Here is an 18,553-nt window from a genome sequence, read left to right on the forward strand (position 1 = left end):
TGAGAGGGCGTGAGGGGATGTGGCGGACCGCACACGAAGAAGGCCCCGGTCCTGGAGGACCGAGGCCTTTTCCCTGAGCGGACGACGAGGCTCGAACTCGCGACCTCAACCTTGGCAAGGTTGCGCTCTACCAACTGAGCTACGTCCGCGTGCAACCTCCCGGCTCTCACCGAGCGGCGCGCCTTCACTCTACCCGATCCCGGAGGTCCGGTGGAGCGAGCGGAGCGGGTGACAGGAATCGCACACTGCGCCTCCCTCTTGGAAAGAGGGCGCTCTACTACTGAGCTACACCCGCACGACCACCTTGGCTTCGGCCGTTTCCGGCCGCCCCCGGCGGTGTGCTCCAGACTCTAGCCGATCACCCGGGGTGCCTGGCAAGTCGGTCCGGAGCGGGGCTCAGCGCGACTCCTCGGCCCCGGCGTCGGAGGCGGTTCCGTGGGCCTCGTCGAACGCCTCGTAGACCTTCTTGGGGATGCGGCCGCGCGGCGGCACCTCGAAGCCGTGCGACCGGGCCCAGGCCCGCACCGCGGACGGGTCCGGCGCGACGGAGGTGTGCTGGAACGCCTTCCCGGACCGGGCGCGCTTGCGGCCGGCCCGCACATAGGGGGCCAGGCCCATGCGCAGTTTCTTCGCGTTCTCGCGGTTGAGATCGATCTCGTACGACTTGCCGTCGAGGCCGAAGGTGACCGTTTCCGATGCTTCCCCGCCGTCGATGTCGTCGGAGAGTGTGACCACCACACGCTGTGCCACGGATATCGGTCCTTTCAGGAGGATCGCATGCGGAGACACTTCGAAACCACTTCCTGACGTGCGGTGATATCGACGTTCCCGGCGATCGGTGTCAATGCCCTTTCCTTTGTACAGCGGCGGGCATTGTCTGGTGAAGCGGTTGAATTCTCGTCCGCGTGTCATGCCGCGAACGCGACTTTACTTTTCCGGCGCCGATTCGTGCAGTACTTCTCGGTGTTTTCCGGGGCGCCGATACCCGACCGTGACCGAAGCGGCCCTTATCTACGCGGGTAGAATTTTCCGCCGGGTACGCTGAAGCCGCAGCCTCCAGCACCAACACCCACCGGGAGTACCTGTGGCTCGCGTCGTAGTCGACGTCATGCTCAAGCCGGAGATCCTCGACCCCCAGGGCCAGGCGGTTCAGCGTGCGCTGCCCCGACTGGGCTACGAGGGCATCTCGGACGTCCGCCAGGGCAAGCGCTTCGAGCTCGAGGTGGAGGGGCCGGTCGACGACGACGCCCTCGCCCGCATCCACCAGCTCGCCGAGACGTTCCTCGCCAACACCGTGATCGAGGACTTCACGGTGCGCGTCGAGGAGCGCGAAGAGGTGACCCCCGCATGACGACCCGCATCGGAGTCGTCACCTTCCCCGGCTCCCTCGACGACGTGGACGCCCGGCGCGCCATCCGCCTCGCCGGCGCCGAGCCGGTCGCCCTGTGGCACCGCGACAAGAACCTGAACCAGGTGGACGCCGTCGTCCTCCCCGGCGGCTTCTCCTACGGCGACTACCTGCGCTGCGGCGCCATCGCCCGCTTCTCGCCGGTGATGGAGACGATCGTCGACCAGGCCCGCGCCGGCCTGCCGGTGCTCGGCATCTGCAACGGTTTCCAGGTCCTGTGCGAGTCGCACCTGCTGCCCGGCGCGCTCACCCGCAACGACCACCTCCACTTCGTCTGCCGCGACCAGCGGCTGCGCGTGGAGAACGCGGACACCGCCTGGACGTCCGACTACGCCGAGGGCCAGGAGATCACCGTTCCGCTCAAGAACGGCGAGGGCGGCTACGTCGCCGACGAGCGCACCCTGGACGAGCTGGAGGCGACCGGCCGGGTCGTCTTCCGCTACCTGGACGTCAACCCCAACGGCTCCCGCCGCGACATCGCCGGCATCTGCAACGAGGCCGGCAACGTCGTCGGCCTCATGCCCCACCCCGAGCACGCCGTCGAGACCCTGACCGGGCCCACCACCGACGGCCTGGGATTCTTCACCTCGGTTCTGAAGAAGCTGGTCGCCTCGTGAGCGACGCACGCACGACCACCGGGCCGCAGGCGGCCCAGATGCCCGCACCTCTGCGTCGTGCGGGCGGAGAAGCTCATGGAAAGGGCATCTCGTGAGCGACGCACGCACGACCACCGGGCCGCAGGCGGCCCAGATGCCCGCACCTCTGCGTCGTGCGGGCGGAGAAGCTCATGGAAAGGGCGCGGCATGAGTCTCGACACCGTCAAGCACGCGAGCGACACCCCGGACGTCGAGCAGCCCTGGGCCGAGCTCGGTCTCAAGCGCGACGAGTACGACCGCATCCGGGAGATCCTCGGCCGCCGCCCGACCGGCGCCGAGCTGGCCATGTACTCCGTGATGTGGTCCGAGCACTGCTCCTACAAGTCCAGCAAGGTCCACCTGAAGCAGTTCGGCGAGAAGGCCCCCGCCTCCGACGCCATGCTGGTGGGCATCGGCGAGAACGCCGGCGTCGTGGACGTCGGCCAGGGCTACGCCGTCACCTTCAAGGTGGAGTCGCACAACCACCCCTCCTACATCGAGCCCTACCAGGGCGCGGCCACCGGAATCGGCGGCATCGTCCGCGACATCCTGGCCATGGGCGCCCGCCCGGTCGCCGTGATGGACCCGCTGCGCTTCGGCGCCGCCGACCACCCGGACACCCGCCGCGTCCTGCCCGGCGTCGTCGCCGGCATCGGCGGCTACGGCAACTGCCTGGGCCTGCCCAACATCGGCGGCGAGGTCGTCTTCGACCCCTGCTACCAGGGCAACCCGCTGGTCAACGCCCTGTGCGTGGGTGTGATGCGGCACGAGGACATCCATCTGGCCAAGGCGTCGGGCACCGGCAACAAGGTCATCCTCTACGGCGCCCGCACCGGCGGCGACGGCATCGGTGGCGTCTCCGTCCTGGCGTCGGAGACCTTCGACGAGACGGGCCCGGCCAAGCGCCCGGCCGTCCAGGTCGGCGACCCCTTCCAGGAGAAGCTCCTCATCGAGTGCACCCTGGAGGTCTTCAAGGAGGACCTGGTCGTCGGCATCCAGGACCTCGGCGGCGCCGGCCTGTCCTGCGCCACCTCCGAGCTGGCCAGCGCCGGCTCCGGCGGCATGCGCGTGGAGCTGGACACCGTCCCGCTGCGCGACTCCACGCTCTCGCCCGAGGAGATCCTCATGAGCGAGTCGCAGGAGCGCATGTGCGCCATCGTCGAGCCCGGCAAGGTCGACCGCTTCCTGGAGATCTGCGAGAAGTGGGACGTCATCGCCACCGTCATCGGCGAGGTCACCGACGGCGACCGGCTGGAGATCTACTGGCACGGCGAGCAGATCGTGGACGTGCCCCCGCGCACGGTCGCCCACGAGGGCCCGGTCTACAACCGCCCCTACGCCCGCCCCGAGTGGCAGGACGCCCTCCAGGCCGACGACGCGAACGCCCTGCCCCGACCCAAGGACGGGGACGAGCTGCGCGAGCAGGTCCTGAGGCTGGTCGGCTCCCCGAACCAGGCGTCCAAGGCGTGGATCACCGACCAGTACGACCGCTACGTGCTGGGCAACACCGTCCTGGCCCAGCCCGAGGACAGCGGCATGATCCGCATCGACGAGGAGACCGGCCTGGGCGTCGCCGTCGCCACCGACGGCAACGGCCGCTACGCCAAGCTCGACCCGTACACCGGCGCCCAGCTCGCGCTGGCCGAGTCCTACCGCAACGTCGCCGCCACCGGCGCGAAGCCGCTGGCCGTCACCGACTGCCTGAACTTCGGCTCGCCGGAGGACCCGGGCGCGATGTGGCAGTTCGCCGAGGCCTGCCGCGGGCTGGCCGACGCCTGCCGGACGCTGGGCACCCCGGTGACCGGCGGCAACGTCTCGCTGTACAACCAGACCGGCGACACCGCCATCCACCCGACCCCGGTGGTCGGCGTGCTCGGCGTGATCGACGACGTCGCCCGCCGCACCCCGATGGCGTTCGCGGAGGAGGGCCAGCTCGTCTACCTCCTGGGCGACACCCGCGAGGAGCTGGGCGGCTCGGCCTGGTCCCAGGTGATCCACGACCACCTGGGCGGGATGCCGCCGAAGGTGGACCTGGAGCGCGAGCGGCTGCTCGCCGAGATCCTGATCTCCGCCTCCCGCGACGGCATGATCGACGCGGCGCACGACCTGAGCGACGGCGGTCTGGTCCAGGCGCTGACCGAGTCCTGCCTCAAGGGCGGCAAGGGGGCCCGGCTGGTCGTCCCCGACGGGCTGGACCCGTTCGTGTTCCTGTTCTCCGAGTCGGCCGGCCGCGCGATCGTCTCGGTGCCGCGCAGCGAGGAGCTGCGCTTCACCGACATGTGCGGCGCCCGCGGCCTGCCCGCCGCCCGCATCGGCGTGGTGGACGGCGACGCCATCGAGGTCCAGGGGCAGTTCTCCGTCTCCCTGGCCGAGCTGCGCGAGGCCCACGAGGCCACCATCCCGGCGCTGCTCGCCTGACGCCCGTACGACGACCGTGCCCCGCCGCCCGCTCCGGGCGGCGGGGCACGGTCGTCGCGGGGCGCTGGTAGTTTCGCCGCCGGACGGATGCCGGGGCCGTACGGGACGGGGGCGAGGGGCGGATGGACCGCGGGCGGTGGCGGAGGGCGTACAACCGGCTGGTGTGCGCCGTGGCCGTCTTCGCGATCGGGCTGAGCGGCTGGACGCTGTGGGGCCTGTGGGAGCGCCGGCACGCCGTGGACGAGGCCTGCGGCGGCCTGGTCCCGGTGGGCGAGGCGCTGGCCCTGCCGGGGAGCGGAGGAGAGATCACCCCCGCCCGGAACGTCACGGACGGGATCCGTCTGGACGACGCCCCGCTGCCGCAGAGCTGCGTCCTGCGCAGCGAGGAGGCCGCCGAGGGACGGCGGCTGGGGGAGAGCGGCTCGTTCTTCTCCGCGCAGGTGGCCGCCGAGCCCACCGGGTGGACGTCCGAACCGGTCGACGACGCCTTCGAGGACGCGCTCGACCACACCAACCCGTACATCGACGTCCCGCAGGTGTACCAGCCGATCGGCGGCGGCGTACCCGGACACGTCACCGACACCGGCGCCTCCGTCCGGCTGCCCTGCCCCGGCACCGAGCACCGGGGCGAGGAGATCACCGCGGTACGGGCCTCCGCCGGGCTGGACGCCGCCACCCGGGCGGAGTTCTCCGAGAACGGCCAGCTCGCCCAGGAAGACCGCGACCGGCTGGCCCGCATCGCGGTCGCCACCGCCAACAACCTCGCCGCCGAACTGGGGTGCCCCGATCGCCTCCCCGAACCGCCGAGCGGCATACCGGCGCTGAACACCGAGCCCGTCGCCCCGGACGAGGCCGAGGGCACCTGCGCCTGGTACGGCCGGGCGGGGCTGGACGGGAGCCCGGCGAACGGCTCCGGCTGGCTGCCCGACCGGGTGCTGGAGGCCCGTACCGGCGACCGCGTGTGGCAGGAGCGCTGCCTGCTGAGCGTCACCGGCGAGGCCCGGGGAGCGGTGTACCGGCGATACGCGCGGGACCCGGAGTACCGCCGCTTCCGGGAGAACTCCTCCATGGACGACAAGACCTGGTGGATGAGCGCGGAGAGCTTCTTCGGGGACGCCGCCGACCGCGTCTCGACCGACCCCGTCGGCGACGACCGGACGGCCGTCGCGGGCCGGGGCGGGTACGACTCCGAGGGGAAGACCCTGTGGGCCACCTCCGTGTGCGGCGGGGAGCCGGCCGTGCACACCCTCACCGTCTCCTGGCCCTACGTCGACGGCGCCGCCCGCCATCTGGAGCCGGTCCTCCGCGCCTACGTCGAGGACGTCGCCGAGCGGCGCGGCTGCACGGACACCGCCCTGCCCCCGAAGAGCGACTACCGGGAGGGGAGCTGATCCGCATCGGCACCCGACCGGCGGGTAACCTCCTGCCGCGGTCACGCGGCGTTCTACTCTGACGCCATGCCTCCGGTGAAGCGCAAGCCCAGGACGTACGACCCGGCCCTGGTGCGGGCCGGGCTCATCGGGCAGGTGGAGGCCGTGCGCAACGCCGTACACGGTCTCACCCCCGACCAGCTGGCCCGGCCCTCCGGGCTGCCCGGCTGGGACGTACGCCACCTGGTGGTCCACATCGCCGGGCAGATCGAGGCGGTGCCCCGGCTGCTCGCCGAGCCCCCGCCCCGGGCCACCGCGCCGGAGACGGACCTGAACACCTGGGCGGTCTCCGTGGCCGGCGCCGCCCACGAGCTCGACGAGGCGACCCGCAGGCACGCGCAGGCTTACGACAGCGCGGCCCGCGCGGTGGACGACGCCGTCGAGGAGCTGGAGCCGGTGCTGGAGCAGGCCGTGCGCGCGGACGTGCTGCTGCCGCACTCCTTCGGCGCGATGCGGGCGCTGGACTTCACCGTGACCCGCCTGCTGGAGCTGGTGGTGCACAGCGACGACCTCACCCGGGCCACCGGCGTACGCGTCCCGCTGGTCCGCCATGCCCTGGCGACGACCGTGCGGCTGCTGGCGGACGCGCTGGCCGCCAAGGCGCCCGGCGCCTCGGTGGAGGTGCGGATCCCGCCCTTCGCGGTCGTCCAGTGCGTGGCGGGCCCGCGGCACACCCGCGGCACCCCGCCGAACGTGGTGGAGACCGATCCGCTGACCTGGATCCGGCTGGCGACCGGCCGTACCGACTGGCTCAAGGAACTGGATGCGGCGCATCTCACAGCGAGCGGCGAGCGCGCCGATCTGCGCGACCACCTCCCTGTACTGGAGTGATGACCTGCGGTGGACGGCCGCCGGGGCCCCGGGGAAGCGGCGGTCCCGGGTACTGAGCACCGCGGGACCTGTCCTAGACTCGGTGGCGTGCCACGTGGTGACGGACGACTCAACCACGACCTGCTCCCCGGTGAGAAGGGCCCCCAGGACGCCTGCGGCGTCTTCGGAGTCTGGGCCCCGGGGGAAGAGGTCGCCAAGCTCACCTATTTCGGGCTGTACGCGCTACAGCACCGGGGACAGGAGTCCGCGGGCATCGCGGTGAGCAACGGCTCCCAGATCCTCGTCTTCAAGGACATGGGCCTGGTCTCCCAGGTCTTCGACGAAACCTCCCTCGGCTCCCTCAAGGGCCACATCGCGGTCGGCCACGCGCGCTACTCCACCACCGGCGCCTCGGTGTGGGAGAACGCCCAGCCCACCTTCCGGGCCACCGCCCAGGGCTCGATCGCGCTGGGCCACAACGGCAACCTGGTCAACACCGCCGAGCTGGCCGGGATGGTCGCCGCACTGCCCAGCACGGGCGGCCGCGCCACCCAGGTCGCCGCCACCAACGACACCGACCTGGTCACCGCCCTGCTGGCGGGCCAGGTGGACGACGAGGGCAGGCCGCTCACCGTCGAGCAGGCCGCCCCCAGGGTCCTGCCGGAGGTCAAGGGCGCGTTCAGCCTGGTCTTCATGGACGAGCACACCCTCTACGCCGCCCGCGACCCGCAGGGCATACGCCCGCTGGTGCTCGGCCGGCTGGAGCGCGGCTGGGTGGTGGCCTCCGAGACCGCGGCCCTGGACATCGTCGGCGCGTCCTTCATCCGGGAGATCGAGCCCGGCGAGATGGTCGCCATCGACGAGGACGGGCTGCGCACCCAGCGCTTCGCGGATGCGAAGCCGAAGGGCTGTGTCTTCGAGTACGTCTACCTCGCGCGCCCCGACACCGACATCGCGGGCCGCAACGTCTACCTCTCCCGCGTGGAGATGGGCCGCCGGCTGGCCGCCGAGGCGCCGGCCGAGGCGGACCTGGTCATAGCGACCCCGGAGTCCGGCACCCCGGCCGCGGTCGGCTACGCCGAGGCCAGCGGCATCCCGTACGGCAGCGGCCTGGTCAAGAACTCCTACGTGGGCCGGACGTTCATCCAGCCCTCGCAGACCATCCGCCAGCTCGGCATCCGCCTCAAGCTCAACCCCCTCAAGGAGGTCATCCGCGGCAAGCGCCTGGTGGTCGTCGACGACTCGATCGTCCGCGGCAACACCCAGCGCGCCCTGGTGCGGATGCTGCGCGAGGCGGGCGCGGCCGAGGTCCACGTGCGGATCAGCTCGCCGCCCATCAAGTGGCCGTGCTTCTTCGGCATCGACTTCGCCACCCGCGCCGAGCTGATCGCCAACGGCCTGTCGGTGGAGGAGATCGGCACCTCGCTGGGGGCGGACTCCCTGGCGTACATCTCGCTGGAGGGCATGGTCGAGGCGACCACGATCGCCAAGCCGAACCTGTGCCGGGCCTGCTTCGACGGCGAGTACCCGATGGAGCTTCCGGACCCCGGGTTGCTGGGCAAGCACCTGCTGGAGTCCGAGACCGCCGAGGCGTCCAGCGCCGACCCCGACGGGGTGCGGAGCCTGCTCGCGGGCCCCGGCGCGGCCGACGCGCTGCGCAGGCCCTGACCCCGCCGGCCCGCCGGCGGCCGTTCCGGCGGGCCGACCGGCCGCCGACCGTCCCGGTGAGCCACCGCGCCACCGTCCGTCCCAGAGGAAGACCATGACCTCCACGAACCCGACCCCGGCCGGCCAGGGCGCCAGCTACGCCGCCGCCGGAGTGGACATCGAGGCGGGCGACCGCGCCGTCACGCTGATGAAGGAGTGGGTGGGCAAGGCCCGTCGGCCCGAGAGCATCGGGACCCTCGGCGGCTTCGCGGGCCTCTTCGACGCCTCCGCACTGAAGGGCTACCGGCGTCCGCTGCTGGCCTCGGCCACCGACGGCGTGGGCACCAAGGTCGCCGTCGCGCAGAGGATGGGCGTCCACGACACCATCGGCCACGACCTGGTGGCGATGGTCGTGGACGACCTGGTGGTCTGCGGCGCCGAGCCGCTGTTCATGACCGACTACATCAGCGTGGGCAAGGTCGTCCCCGAGCGGGTCGCGTCGATCGTCAAGGGCATCGCCGAGGGCTGCGTCCTGGCGGGCTGCGCCCTGGTCGGCGGCGAGACGGCCGAGCACCCGGGTCTGATGGGCCCGGACGAGTACGACGTGGCGGGCGCGGGCACGGGCGTCGTGGAGGCCGACGAGATCCTGGGCGCGGACCGCATCCGCCCGGGCGACGCGGTCGTCGCGATGGGCGCCTCCGGTCTTCACTCCAACGGGTACTCGCTGGTGCGGCACGTGTTCTTCGACCGGGCGGGCTGGTCGCTGGACCGCCATGTCGAGGACTTCGGCCGCACGCTGGGCGAGGAGTTGCTGGAGCCCACCAAGATCTACTCGCTGGACTGCCTGGCGCTGACGAGGGCCACCGAGGTGCACGCCTTCTCGCACATCACCGGCGGCGGACTGGCCGGCAACCTCGCGCGTGTCGTGCCCGACGGACTGCACGCCACCGTGGACCGCTCCACCTGGAGCCCGGCGGCGGTCTTCCGGACGGTCGGCGAGCTGGGCGGGGTCGAGCGCGCGGAGCTGGAGAAGACCCTCAACATGGGCGTCGGCATGGTCGCCGTCGTCCCGCCGGAGTCGGTCGGCGCCACGCTGTCCCTGCTGGGCGAGCGAGGTGTGGACGCCTGGGTCGCCGGCGAGGTCTCCGAGCGCGGCGACCGCGGTGAGGCCGTCGCCCTCACCGGGGACTACGGGGGCTGAGCGCGGGAGCCACGGACAGGGGCAAAACCCGGTCCGGCGGTGGCCGGACCGGGTGATGACCGCTATCGGTGCTTATCGGTATGAGATCGCTGTCCTCAGCGGACGACGACGTCCTCAGGCGCGGCGTCGGTGGTTCGACGGTGAGGAGGACCCGCGGGAGTCGACCGAATGGTCGTCGCCCTCCGCGTCCTCGTCATCGTCGTTGTACAGATCCGCGTACCGTGCGTACGGGTCGTCCAGCTCATCGTCCTCGAACCGCTCGCCGTTCGGCGGCTGACTCGATGTCGATGCGCCCAGCTCCTCGGCCAGGCGTGCGAGATCGGTCCCACCGCTGTTGTACTTCAGCTGGCGGGCGACCTTCGTCTGCTTGGCCTTGGCCCGGCCGCGCCCCATGGCTCGACCCCCTCAACGACGGGGCTCAACGGCCCCAGAGTCTTGACACGCGTTCACGATGCGGAGCGGACCCTCGATGTCGATCGAGAGACCGTCCGTGGAGCTTCAACGGTACCTGCTTCCGTGGCCGTACGGTACGCCGCCCGCACGACACGGCCGGTGCCCGCCCTGCCTGGTGACCATTTCTCCGCTGGTCAGTGACGATTTTACCTTCTGTCCGCCCGGTCACCCGCCCAGGGGTGGTGAGGGATGTCTCCCCCACCACCCGTCACCGAGGGTGAAACCCTCGTGGACGCTGGGTCAGAAACACCGGGCCGGCGGCGCGGGTCAGTTCCCGCCGCCGGCCCTGCGGGCCTCGGCCATCCGCTGCTCGGCGATGCGGTCGGCCGCCACCGCGGGCGGCACGCCGTCGGCCGCGGCGCGCTCGAAGATCGCCAGCGTGGTGTCGTGGATCCTCTCGGCCTTCGCCTTCGCGCGTGCGAAGTCGAAGCCGTGGAGCTCGTCCGCGACCTGGATCACGCCGCCGGAGTTCACCACGTAGTCGGGCGCGTAGAGGACGCCCCGGTCGGCGAGGTCCTTCTCGACGCCGGGGTGGGCGAGCTGGTTGTTGGCCGCGCCGCAGACCACCTTCGCGGTGAGCACGGCGACCGTCTCGTCGTTCAGGGCGCCGCCGAGCGCGCAGGGCGCGTACACGTCCAGGCCCTCGGTGCGGATCAGCGCGTCGGTGTCGGCGACCGCCGTCACCTCCGGGTGCGCGGCCGTGATGTGCTCGACCGCCTCGGGGCGCACGTCCGTGACCAGGACCTCGGCGCCCTCGTCGAGCAGGTGGCCCACCAGATGGCGGCCGACCTTGCCGACGCCCGCGACGCCGACCTTCCGCCCGCGCAGCGAGGCGTCGCCCCACAGGTGCTTCGCACTGGCGCGCATGCCCTGGTAGACGCCGAAGGCGGTGAGCACGGAGGAGTCGCCGGCGCCGCCGTTCTCGGGGGAGCGGCCGGTCGTCCAGCGGCAGGTGCGCGAGACCACGTCCATGTCCTGGACGTAGGTGCCGACGTCGCAGGCGGTGACGTAGCGGCCGCCGAGGGAGGCGACGAAGCGGCCGTAGGCCTCCAGCAGGGCCTCGGTCTTGTGCTGCCCGGGGTCACCGATGATCACGGCCTTGCCGCCGCCGTGGTCCAGCCCGGCGAGCGCGTTCTTGTACGACATGCCGCGGGCGAGGTTGAGCGCGTCCCTGACGGCGGCCTCCTCCGGGTCCTCCTCGGAGGCGTACGCGTGGAAGCGGGTGCCGCCCAGGGCCGGGCCCAGGGCCGTGGAGTGGATGGCGATGACCGCCTTCAGGCCGGTCTCGCGGTCCTGGCAGAGGACGACCTGCTCATGCCCGCCCTGCTCGGAGTGGAACAGGGTGTGCAGGACCGAACCGGTGGTGTGCTGCGCGCTCACGGCGCTCTCTGAGCCGTCTCGGTGTCCGTCGACGCTGACGGCGGGACGTACGTCAGTCACGGTGGTGACTCCTGTATGTCGCGGAGGGGTGCCTTTCCAGCATCCTCCCGCTTGTGGCGGGGGGACGCGGGGCGGGCCGGTTGGCATGAGGGTACGGCCTGACGGCCCCCGGGAGTACGGGTGTGCAGTTGCGGTGCCACGATCAGGGTATTGAACTGCCGTTGTCCGCCCCCTCGGCCCGCTGTTCCGGGAGGAAGAATCCCTTGGCCCTCACTACTCCGGTGGCCGTCCCGTACGCGTCCTACCTGCGGGTCTACGAGCCGCTGGCCGCCTTTCCCGAGCCGGAGCGCTCCCACTGGGCCCGCTACGCCCGCCGCGGGAGCCTGCCGGGGGCGCAGGACGAGCTGCGCCGGTCGCTGGCGGACCTGGTGCCGGTGCCGCCCGTGGTGGTGCCGGTGCGTGAGAGCGCGGACGCCTTCGTGGCCGAGGTGGACGGGGTGCTGTGCGTCTGCCCCTGGCGGACCAGGCTGCGGGGCTGGCAGGCGCTGGCCGGACTCGGCGACGAGCTGCCGGCGCCGGTGCTGGACGCGGCGGTGCCGCCGGTGGTGCGGCGCGAGGCGGCGGCGGACTACGACCGCTGGCGGGAGCGGAATCCGGACGCCCGGCCGTGGATCCGCTCGGCGACCTGGCACGTGCCGGTGCGCTGGTTCGTGCTCTTCGCGGACGAGGAGCGCGAGTACGGCAAGGGGGCGGGCGGCGGCGCCGGCGGCGCGGGGGAGGGGCTCGTCCTGCGCTACCGCACCCCGATGGTGCAGGCGCGGCGGCGGGTGGCGCGCGCGCTGAAGGTGCTGCGCGAGGAGCTGGAGGACAGCCCGCTGGTCGACGGGCTGGTGGACGTCGGGCGCTGGCTGGAGGAGTTCCACCCGCGGTCGATGGTGGAGCTGGACTACGGCGGACTGGTGTATACCATCCCGGAGGAGCAGCTGGCCTCGGACCACTCCGCGGCCGACACCGCGGAGGGGCTGGCGGCGCTGCGGGAGGGCGACGGCGAGCGCGCGAGCGCGGTCTACGAGCGGCTGACCGAGCGCTGGCGGGCGGTACGGCACCGCGGGCTGGCCAGTTGAGGCGTTCCGCGGGCGCGGCCCCGGGGCATCGGGTCGCCCCGTGCGCCGCGAACCGGTTCGTTCCTGTCCGTTCCGGACCTTCGCACCGAGGGCGCTTCAAGGTGACCGACCGCACTTACCGGGGTCTTGCCCTGAAGGGCACCTCTCGTGCCAAAATAGGACAAGGAGTCCGGAGGGGGCTTCATCCGTCCAACTAAGGTCGGATCCATCGGTATTGCGCTCCTTTCCAGGGGGCTGGAGAGGTCCGCTCACGTTGTAACCGATCGTCACGATGGCGTGACCGTCCGTTATGACACGGTCCATCGGCTTCCGTCGAGGTTGGACACCTGAGAGGGCAATTCCGTCGGTTTGGCCGACGTGGCTGGACAGATGGTGTAGTTGTAGTGCCGAGGACAAGCCGTTCGTCCTATAACCGACTCGGCCCGCGTCCGCCATTTCGGGCAACGCGGGTCAAGGTGCAGAATTTAGAGGAAAGAACCGTGATGGTTCGGTTCTCCCGAGGAGGCCGCTCATGACCGCTCGCACCCCTGATGCCGAGCCGCTGCTGACCCCGGCTGAGGTTGCCACCATGTTCCGTGTGGACCCGAAGACGGTCACGCGCTGGGCCAAGGCAGGCAAGCTCACGTCCATCCGCACGCTCGGAGGGCACCGCCGCTACCGCGAGGCGGAGGTGCGCGCTCTGCTCGCGGGCATCCCGCAGCAGCGCAGCGAGGGTTGAACAACCCCGTGAATCGGGCGTGACGGGCCCCCATCCCGCTTCGCCGCCCGACTCTGTACCACCTTTCGGGCCGGTGTTCCCCCATGCGGCCTGAACGTCGATCGCGCTGGACTCCGCCGGGTCCAGCGCGATCTCCGCGTACCCCCTCGCTTCTTCGCGTCGTCGTCGCGCCGCAGGGCCCCTTGCCCGGAACCCGTTCCGGGCAAGGGGCCCTGCCGTGTTCCAGCCGGCCCTGCTCCGCGCCCGGTCCGCCGCCGCCGGCCGGAGGGGTCACGGGGGTGCGGGAGACGCCCGGAGGGCCCTGCGAGGCCCGTCCGCGGGGCCCCGGGCGGGGGGCGTGCGGAAGCATCGGGAGGGGCGCTCGGATGCAGTGCAATTGCACATATTAAATTTACCCGATGTAGGAAGGGGTTGAATTCCTTCCTCTGATCAACCGATTCGGTGACTCCCGTCACATGGCATGGGTCTTGCCTGCCCCAACTACCGTACGGTAATGGGAAATAAGCGTACGACGCCCGGTAATCGGACCTTCGGCCGGGTGCCGGTGCGCGCCCGGCCGCCGCTCGTGCGCCGCAGGGCCGCAGCCCGGTCGCGCGGGCGGTGCCGCGACCGGAGGGCCCGTCAGGTCCGCTCAGGCGCCGTCGGGCCCCGTCGGGCCCGGCCGGGTCCGACGAGGCGGCTCGAGGCCCTGTCCGGGCCGCACGAGCGGTGCGGGCGGTTCCGGGCGCGGGACGGAGGAAGGGGCCGCGGACGGTCCGCCGGGAGGCTCGCCCGCCGGCTCCATCGCCAGCCGCTGCAGCCGGTGGCAGACCGGGCAGTGCCGGGTGGCGTGGCCGTAACGGGTCGCGGCGGACAGATGGGCCCGCAGCAGGGCCCGTGTCTCGTGCCGCGGATACTCCGGAGTCGTCGGCATCGCGCCCACCTCCCTGTAGCAGGGGTACCCGCGGCCTGAGGAGCCGTCAAGACCGCCTGCGCGCCCGGGACGTCCGGGAGCGCGCAAAACGGCCAGTGGCCCGGATCCGCTGGGGATCCGGGCCACTCGATGCGGTCCTGACGGGATTTGAACCCGCGGCCTCCACCTTGACAGGGTGGCGAGCACTCCAAACTGCTCCACAGGACCTGGAAGCCGCAGCCGGGGCGCTCCCCGAGCTGCGAGAAGGACTCTACAGCAGCTCAGGGGCGCAAAGCGAACTCACCCAGAGTGCCGCTCCCGCTACCGGGCCGCCGGCGCCGCCGCGTCCACCGCCTTCACGATGCGCTTGTCCGAGACCGGATACGCCGTGCCCAGGGCGTGCGCGAAGTAGCTGACCCGCAGTTCCTCGATCATCCAGCGGATCTCCCGGGCCTCCCGCGGCACCGGCCGCCCCGGCGGGAACTGCTCCAGCAGCCACTCGTACTCGTCCCGCATCTCCTTCGCCTTCGCCATCCGGGCGCGGTCCCGGTCGGCATTGGTCGGGAGCTGCTGGAGACGGCGGTCCACGGCCGTCAGATAGCGCAGCAGGTCCGGCAGGCGCCGGGCCCCGTGGGCGGTCACGAAGCCCGGGCCGACCAGCTCCGTCAGCTGCTGCCGCACATCCGCGAGGTTCGGCGCCAGCGTCGGACTGACCGACAGCGGGGGCGACTTCATCCGCCGCTCGCACGACTGCCAGGCGGCGAGCACCTCGCGCACCTGCCGCACCGTCGCCACCGTCGCGTCGGTGATGTCGGCGCGCACGGCGTCGAAGAGCTTGCGGAAGCCCTCCTCGTCCCAGGCCGGGCCGCCGTGCGCCGCGATCAGCCGGTCGGCGGCGGCCGTCACGCAGTCGTCGAACAGCGCCTGGACGCTGCCGTGCGGGGAGGCGGCGAGGGAGAGCCTGTCCTGGTTGGTGAGCTTGGACTGGGCGAACTTGGCCGGATTGGAGGGGAGGTTGAGCAGGATCAGGCGGCGCGTGCCGCGCCACATCGCCTCGCGCTGCTCGTCCTCGGTGTCGAAGAGCCTCACGGACACCGAGCCGCCGTCGTCCACCAGCGCCGGGTACGCCTTGACCGGCTGGCCGGCCCGCCGGGTCTCGAAGGTGCGCGGCAGGGCGCCGATGGTCCAGGAGGTCAGCCCGGTGCGCTGCTCCAGGCCGGCGCCGGAGCCCTCACCGCCCTTCTCGCGGGCGGAGTCGAACGCCTTGGACAGCGCGGCCCGGGTGCGCGGCCGCAGGGCGTCCCTCAGCTCCTCCAGGTCCTTGCTCTCGGCGTCGCCGGACACCTTGCGGCGGCGCTCGTCCACGACCCGGAAGGTGATCTTCAGGTGGTCGGGGACCTTGGAGAGGTCGAAGTCGTCCGGGGCCACCCGCACCCCCGTCATCCGCGTCAGCTCCCGCGCCAGCACGGCCGTCAGGGGCTGGTTCAGCGTGCCCTCCGGGATGCCGCCGTCCTGCCCGGCGACGGTGTCCAGGAAGCGCCGGGCGTAGTCGGGGGCGGGGACGTAGTTGCGGCGGATCGGCTTGGGCAGCGAGCGGATCAGCTCGGTGACCAGATCCGCGCGGAGCCCCGGGATCTGCCAGTCGAAGCCCTCGGAGGCGGCCTGGTTGAGCACCTGGAGGGGGATGTGGACGGTGACGCCGTCGGCGTCCGCGCCCGGCTCGAACTGGTACGTCACCCGGAACCTCAGCCTGCCCTGGCGCCAGGTGTCGGGGTAGTCGTCCTTGGTGACCCGCCCGGCCCGCTCGTTGATGAGCATGGACTTCTCGAAGTTGAGCAGGTCCGGCTCCTCCTGGCGCCTGCGCTTCCACCAGGAGTCGAAGTGCGCCCCGGAGACGACGTGTTCGGGGATGCGCCGGTCGTAGAAGTCGAACAGCGTCTCGTCGTCGACGAGGATGTCGCGGCGGCGGGCCCGGTGCTCCAGCTCCTCCACCTCGCCCAGCAGCCTGCGGTTGTCGTGGAAGAACCGGTGGTGGGTGCGCCAGTCGCCCTCCACCAGGGCGTTGCGGATGAACAGCTCGCGGCAGGTCTCCGGATCGATGCGCCCGTAGTTCACCTTGCGCTGGGCCACGACGGGCACGCCGTACAGCGTCACCTTCTCGTAGGCCATCACCGCCGCCTGCTTCTGCTCCCAGTGCGGCTCGCTGTAGGTGCGCTTGACCAGGTGGCCGGCGAGCGGCTCGATCCAGTCCGGGTCGATCTTCGCGTTGACCCGCGCCCACAGCCGCGAGGTCTCCACCAGCTCGGCCGACATGATCCAGCGCGGCGGCTTCCTGAACAGCGCGGAGCCGGGGAAGACGGCGAACCTGGCGCTGCGCGCACCCAGGTACTCGTTGCCCTTCGCGCTCTCCCTCCCGCTCTCCCCCGGGGAGTTCTTCCCGCTCTCCTTGACGTCCTTGAGCCCGATGTGCGACAGCAGGCCCGCCAGCAGCGACTGGTGGACGCGGTCGGCGTCCGCGTCCTGGTCGTTCATGTGGACGCCCATGGACTTGGCCACCTGGCGGAGCTGGACGTAGATGTCCTGCCACTCGCGTATGCGCAGGTAGTTGAGGAACTCGGACCTGCACATGCGGCGGAAGGCCGAGGAGGACAGCTCCTTCTGCCGCTCGCGCACGTAACGCCACAGGTTGAGCAGGGCGAGGAAGTCGCTGTTCTCGTCGCGGAACCGTGCGTGCTGCTGGTCGGCCTGCTGCTGCTTGTCGGCGGGGCGTTCGCGCGGATCCTGGATGGACAGCGCCGCGGCGATCACCATGACCTCGCGGACGCAGCCGTTGCGGTCGGCCTCCAGCACCATCCGCGCCAGCCGCGGGTCGACGGGGAACTGCGCCAGCTTCCGGCCCGTCTCCGTCAGGCGCTTGCGCGGGTCCTTCTGCTTGGGGTCGAGCGCGCCCAGCTCCTCCAGCAGCTGCACACCGGCCTTGATGCTGCGGTGGTCCGGCGGGTCGATGAAGGGGAAGCGCTCGATGTCGCCGAGCCCGGCGGCGGTCATCTGCAGGATGACGGAGGCCAGGTTGGTGCGCAGGATCTCCGGGTCGGTGAACTCCGGGCGGGAGAGGAAGTCCTCCTCGGAGTACAGCCGGATGCAGATGCCGTCCGAGGTGCGGCCGCAGCGGCCCTTGCGCTGGTTGGCGCTGGCCTGCGAGACCGGCTCGATCGGCAGCCGCTGGACCTTGGTGCGGTGGCTGTAGCGGGAGATGCGGGCGGTGCCGGTGTCGATGACGTACTTGATGCCGGGGACGGTCAGCGACGTCTCGGCGACGTTGGTGGCCAGCACGATCCGCCGCCCGCCGTGTTTCTGGAACACCCGGTGCTGCTCGGCGTGCGACAGCCGCGCGTACAGCGGCAGCACCTCGGTCGAGCGCAGATTCCGCTTGTTCAGCGCGTCGGCGGCGTCGCGGATCTCCCGCTCGCCGGAGAGGAAGACCAGGATGTCGCCCGGCCCCTCGGCCTGGAGCTCGTCGACCGCCTCGCAGATGGCGGTGACCTGGTCCCGGTCGGGGTTGTCCCCCTCTTCCTCCAGCAGCGGCCGGTAGCGGACCTCCACCGGGTACGTACGGCCGGACACCTCGACGATCGGGGCGTCGCCGAAGTGGCGGGAGAAGCGCTCGGGGTCGATCGTCGCGGAGGTGATGACGACCTTGAGGTCCGGGCGGCGGGGGAGGAGCCGGGCGAGGTAGCCCAGCAGGAAGTCGATGTTGAGACTGCGCTCGTGCGCCTCGTCGATGATGATCGTGTCGTACCGGCGCAGCTCGCGGTCGGTCTGGATCTCGGCCAGCAGGATGCCGTCCGTCATCAGCTTGACCAGGGTGTCCTCGCCCACCTGGTCGGTGAAGCGGACCTTCCAGCCCACCGCCTCGCCCAGCGGGGTGCGCAGCTCCTCGGCGACGCGCTCGGCCACCGTGCGGGCCGCGATCCGGCGCGGCTGGGTGTGCCCGATCAGCCCCTTCACCCCGCGCCCGAGCTCCAGGCAGATCTTGGGGATCTGGGTGGTCTTGCCGGAGCCGGTCTCGCCCGCGACGATCACGACCTGGTTGTCGCGGATCGCCTCGAGGATCTCGTCCTTCTTCTGGCTGACGGGGAGCTGCTCGGGGTAGTCGATCGCCGGCACGGCGTCCCGCCGGGCGGCCACGCGCAGCTCGGCGCGCTCGACCTCGGCGGCGATCTCCGCGAGCACGGCGCGCCGCGCCTCCGGCTTGCGGATGCGGCGGGCGCCCTCCAGTCGGCGGCCGAGCCGCTGCTGGTCGCGCAGCATCAGCTCGGGCAGTCGTTCCAGGACGGCGGGGAGGCTGGGATCAGACACAGTGGACATACGGCCTCCAGGATCGCACCCGCACCGAGTGCCGGGCGAATCAATTCACCGCTCCTCGTGACCGGTGTG

Annotated in this window: 14 protein-coding genes and 3 tRNA genes; 9 read left to right on the forward strand and 8 right to left on the reverse strand. The window is 71.7% G+C overall.

All coding sequences use genetic code 11. The features are described from left to right. Positions 1 to 76 precede the first annotated feature (76 nt). From BMY40_RS25175 to BMY40_RS25185, 3 genes are all read right to left on the reverse strand, one after another. A tRNA-Gly gene (locus tag BMY40_RS25175) sits at positions 77 to 149 on the reverse strand. 74 nt (positions 150 to 223) lie between these two features. Next, positions 224 to 295: transfer RNA gene (locus tag BMY40_RS25180), tRNA-Gly, on the reverse strand. 101 nt (positions 296 to 396) lie between these two features. Next, a complete protein-coding gene (locus BMY40_RS25185) occupies positions 397 to 750 on the reverse strand; it encodes a histone-like nucleoid-structuring protein Lsr2 (protein WP_177214128.1) in 354 nt (117 codons plus the stop codon). A gap of 334 nt (positions 751 to 1,084) precedes the next feature. On the opposite strand from BMY40_RS25185, the gene purS reads away from it, so the two are divergent. From purS to purM, 7 genes are all read left to right on the forward strand, one after another. After that, positions 1,085 to 1,351, forward strand: a complete 267-nt coding sequence (gene purS / locus BMY40_RS25190; protein ID WP_093663089.1) for a phosphoribosylformylglycinamidine synthase subunit PurS — start codon at positions 1,085 to 1,087, stop codon at positions 1,349 to 1,351. Then, positions 1,348 to 2,025: a phosphoribosylformylglycinamidine synthase subunit PurQ gene (gene purQ / locus BMY40_RS25195; RefSeq protein ID WP_093663090.1), complete on the forward strand. Its 678-nt coding sequence runs from the start codon at positions 1,348 to 1,350 to the stop codon at positions 2,023 to 2,025. Before purS ends, purQ begins: the two co-directional genes overlap by 4 nt. Before the next feature lie 186 nt (positions 2,026 to 2,211). Then, positions 2,212 to 4,461 (forward strand): phosphoribosylformylglycinamidine synthase subunit PurL, encoded by a 2,250-nt coding sequence (purL, locus tag BMY40_RS25200; protein WP_093663091.1) that lies wholly within the window; start codon positions 2,212 to 2,214, stop codon positions 4,459 to 4,461. 161 nt (positions 4,462 to 4,622) lie between these two features. Further along, positions 4,623 to 5,852 (forward strand): hypothetical protein, encoded by a 1,230-nt coding sequence (locus tag BMY40_RS25205; protein WP_143071822.1) that lies wholly within the window; start codon positions 4,623 to 4,625, stop codon positions 5,850 to 5,852. Positions 5,853 to 5,918: 66 nt separating this feature from the next. Then, positions 5,919 to 6,722, forward strand: a complete 804-nt coding sequence (locus tag BMY40_RS25210; RefSeq protein WP_093663093.1) for a maleylpyruvate isomerase family mycothiol-dependent enzyme — start codon at positions 5,919 to 5,921, stop codon at positions 6,720 to 6,722. A gap of 87 nt (positions 6,723 to 6,809) precedes the next feature. Next, positions 6,810 to 8,369 (forward strand): amidophosphoribosyltransferase, encoded by a 1,560-nt coding sequence (gene purF / locus BMY40_RS25215; RefSeq protein WP_093663094.1) that lies wholly within the window; start codon positions 6,810 to 6,812, stop codon positions 8,367 to 8,369. A 94-nt stretch (positions 8,370 to 8,463) separates the two neighbouring features. Continuing rightward, complete coding sequence (purM, locus tag BMY40_RS25220) at positions 8,464 to 9,549, forward strand: phosphoribosylformylglycinamidine cyclo-ligase (protein ID WP_093663095.1); 1,086 nt, start codon at positions 8,464 to 8,466, stop codon at positions 9,547 to 9,549. A gap of 114 nt (positions 9,550 to 9,663) precedes the next feature. Here the strand turns inward: purM and BMY40_RS25225 are convergent, their stop codons facing one another. Together BMY40_RS25225 and BMY40_RS25230 are read right to left on the reverse strand one after the other, a co-directional pair. After that, positions 9,664 to 9,942 carry a DUF3073 domain-containing protein gene (locus tag BMY40_RS25225; RefSeq protein WP_093663096.1) on the reverse strand — a complete coding sequence of 93 codons (279 nt, stop codon included), beginning with the start codon at positions 9,940 to 9,942 and terminating at the stop codon, positions 9,664 to 9,666. Positions 9,943 to 10,269: 327 nt separating this feature from the next. After that, positions 10,270 to 11,442 (reverse strand): Leu/Phe/Val dehydrogenase, encoded by a 1,173-nt coding sequence (locus BMY40_RS25230; RefSeq protein WP_425443168.1) that lies wholly within the window; start codon positions 11,440 to 11,442, stop codon positions 10,270 to 10,272. Between the two features lie 203 nt (positions 11,443 to 11,645). Here BMY40_RS25230 and BMY40_RS25235 point away from each other — a divergent pair, with 203 nt between their 5' ends. Both BMY40_RS25235 and bldC read left to right on the forward strand, forming a co-directional pair. After that, positions 11,646 to 12,506, forward strand: coding sequence for a DUF8083 family protein (locus BMY40_RS25235; RefSeq protein WP_093663098.1), 861 nt, complete (start codon positions 11,646 to 11,648; stop codon positions 12,504 to 12,506). A gap of 511 nt (positions 12,507 to 13,017) precedes the next feature. Further along, positions 13,018 to 13,224, forward strand: a complete 207-nt coding sequence (gene bldC / locus BMY40_RS25240) for a developmental transcriptional regulator BldC (protein ID WP_020869672.1) — start codon at positions 13,018 to 13,020, stop codon at positions 13,222 to 13,224. A 631-nt stretch (positions 13,225 to 13,855) separates the two neighbouring features. Here bldC and BMY40_RS28800 read toward each other — a convergent pair. From BMY40_RS28800 to hrpA, 3 genes are all read right to left on the reverse strand, one after another. After that, positions 13,856 to 14,137 (reverse strand): DUF6274 family protein, encoded by a 282-nt coding sequence (locus BMY40_RS28800; protein ID WP_093663099.1) that lies wholly within the window; start codon positions 14,135 to 14,137, stop codon positions 13,856 to 13,858. 132 nt (positions 14,138 to 14,269) lie between these two features. Further along, positions 14,270 to 14,344, reverse strand: a tRNA-Asp gene (locus BMY40_RS25250). Between the two features lie 93 nt (positions 14,345 to 14,437). Continuing rightward, positions 14,438 to 18,484 (reverse strand): ATP-dependent RNA helicase HrpA, encoded by a 4,047-nt coding sequence (hrpA, locus tag BMY40_RS25255; protein WP_093663100.1) that lies wholly within the window; start codon positions 18,482 to 18,484, stop codon positions 14,438 to 14,440. Between the last annotated feature and the right edge of the window lie 69 nt (positions 18,485 to 18,553).

This window comes from Streptomyces radiopugnans, from assembly GCF_900110735.1.
Taxonomy (GTDB): domain Bacteria; phylum Actinomycetota; class Actinomycetes; order Streptomycetales; family Streptomycetaceae; genus Streptomyces; species Streptomyces radiopugnans.

What these genes read in the sequence shown, in the direction of transcription:
- purL (WP_093663091.1), top strand. Translation starts at nt 2,212, where the DNA reads ATGAGTCTCGACACCGTCAAGCACGCGAGCGACACCCCGGACGTCGAG.
- BMY40_RS25225 (WP_093663096.1), bottom strand. Translation starts at nt 9,942, where the DNA reads ATGGGGCGCGGCCGGGCCAAGGCCAAGCAGACGAAGGTCGCCCGCCAG.
- BMY40_RS28800 (WP_093663099.1), bottom strand. Translation starts at nt 14,137, where the DNA reads ATGCCGACGACTCCGGAGTATCCGCGGCACGAGACACGGGCCCTGCTG.
- purM (WP_093663095.1), top strand. Translation starts at nt 8,464, where the DNA reads ATGACCTCCACGAACCCGACCCCGGCCGGCCAGGGCGCCAGCTACGCC.
- purQ (WP_093663090.1), top strand. Translation starts at nt 1,348, where the DNA reads ATGACGACCCGCATCGGAGTCGTCACCTTCCCCGGCTCCCTCGACGAC.
- BMY40_RS25210 (WP_093663093.1), top strand. Translation starts at nt 5,919, where the DNA reads ATGCCTCCGGTGAAGCGCAAGCCCAGGACGTACGACCCGGCCCTGGTG.
- bldC (WP_020869672.1), top strand. Translation starts at nt 13,018, where the DNA reads ATGACCGCTCGCACCCCTGATGCCGAGCCGCTGCTGACCCCGGCTGAG.
- hrpA (WP_093663100.1), bottom strand. Translation starts at nt 18,484, where the DNA reads ATGTCCACTGTGTCTGATCCCAGCCTCCCCGCCGTCCTGGAACGACTG.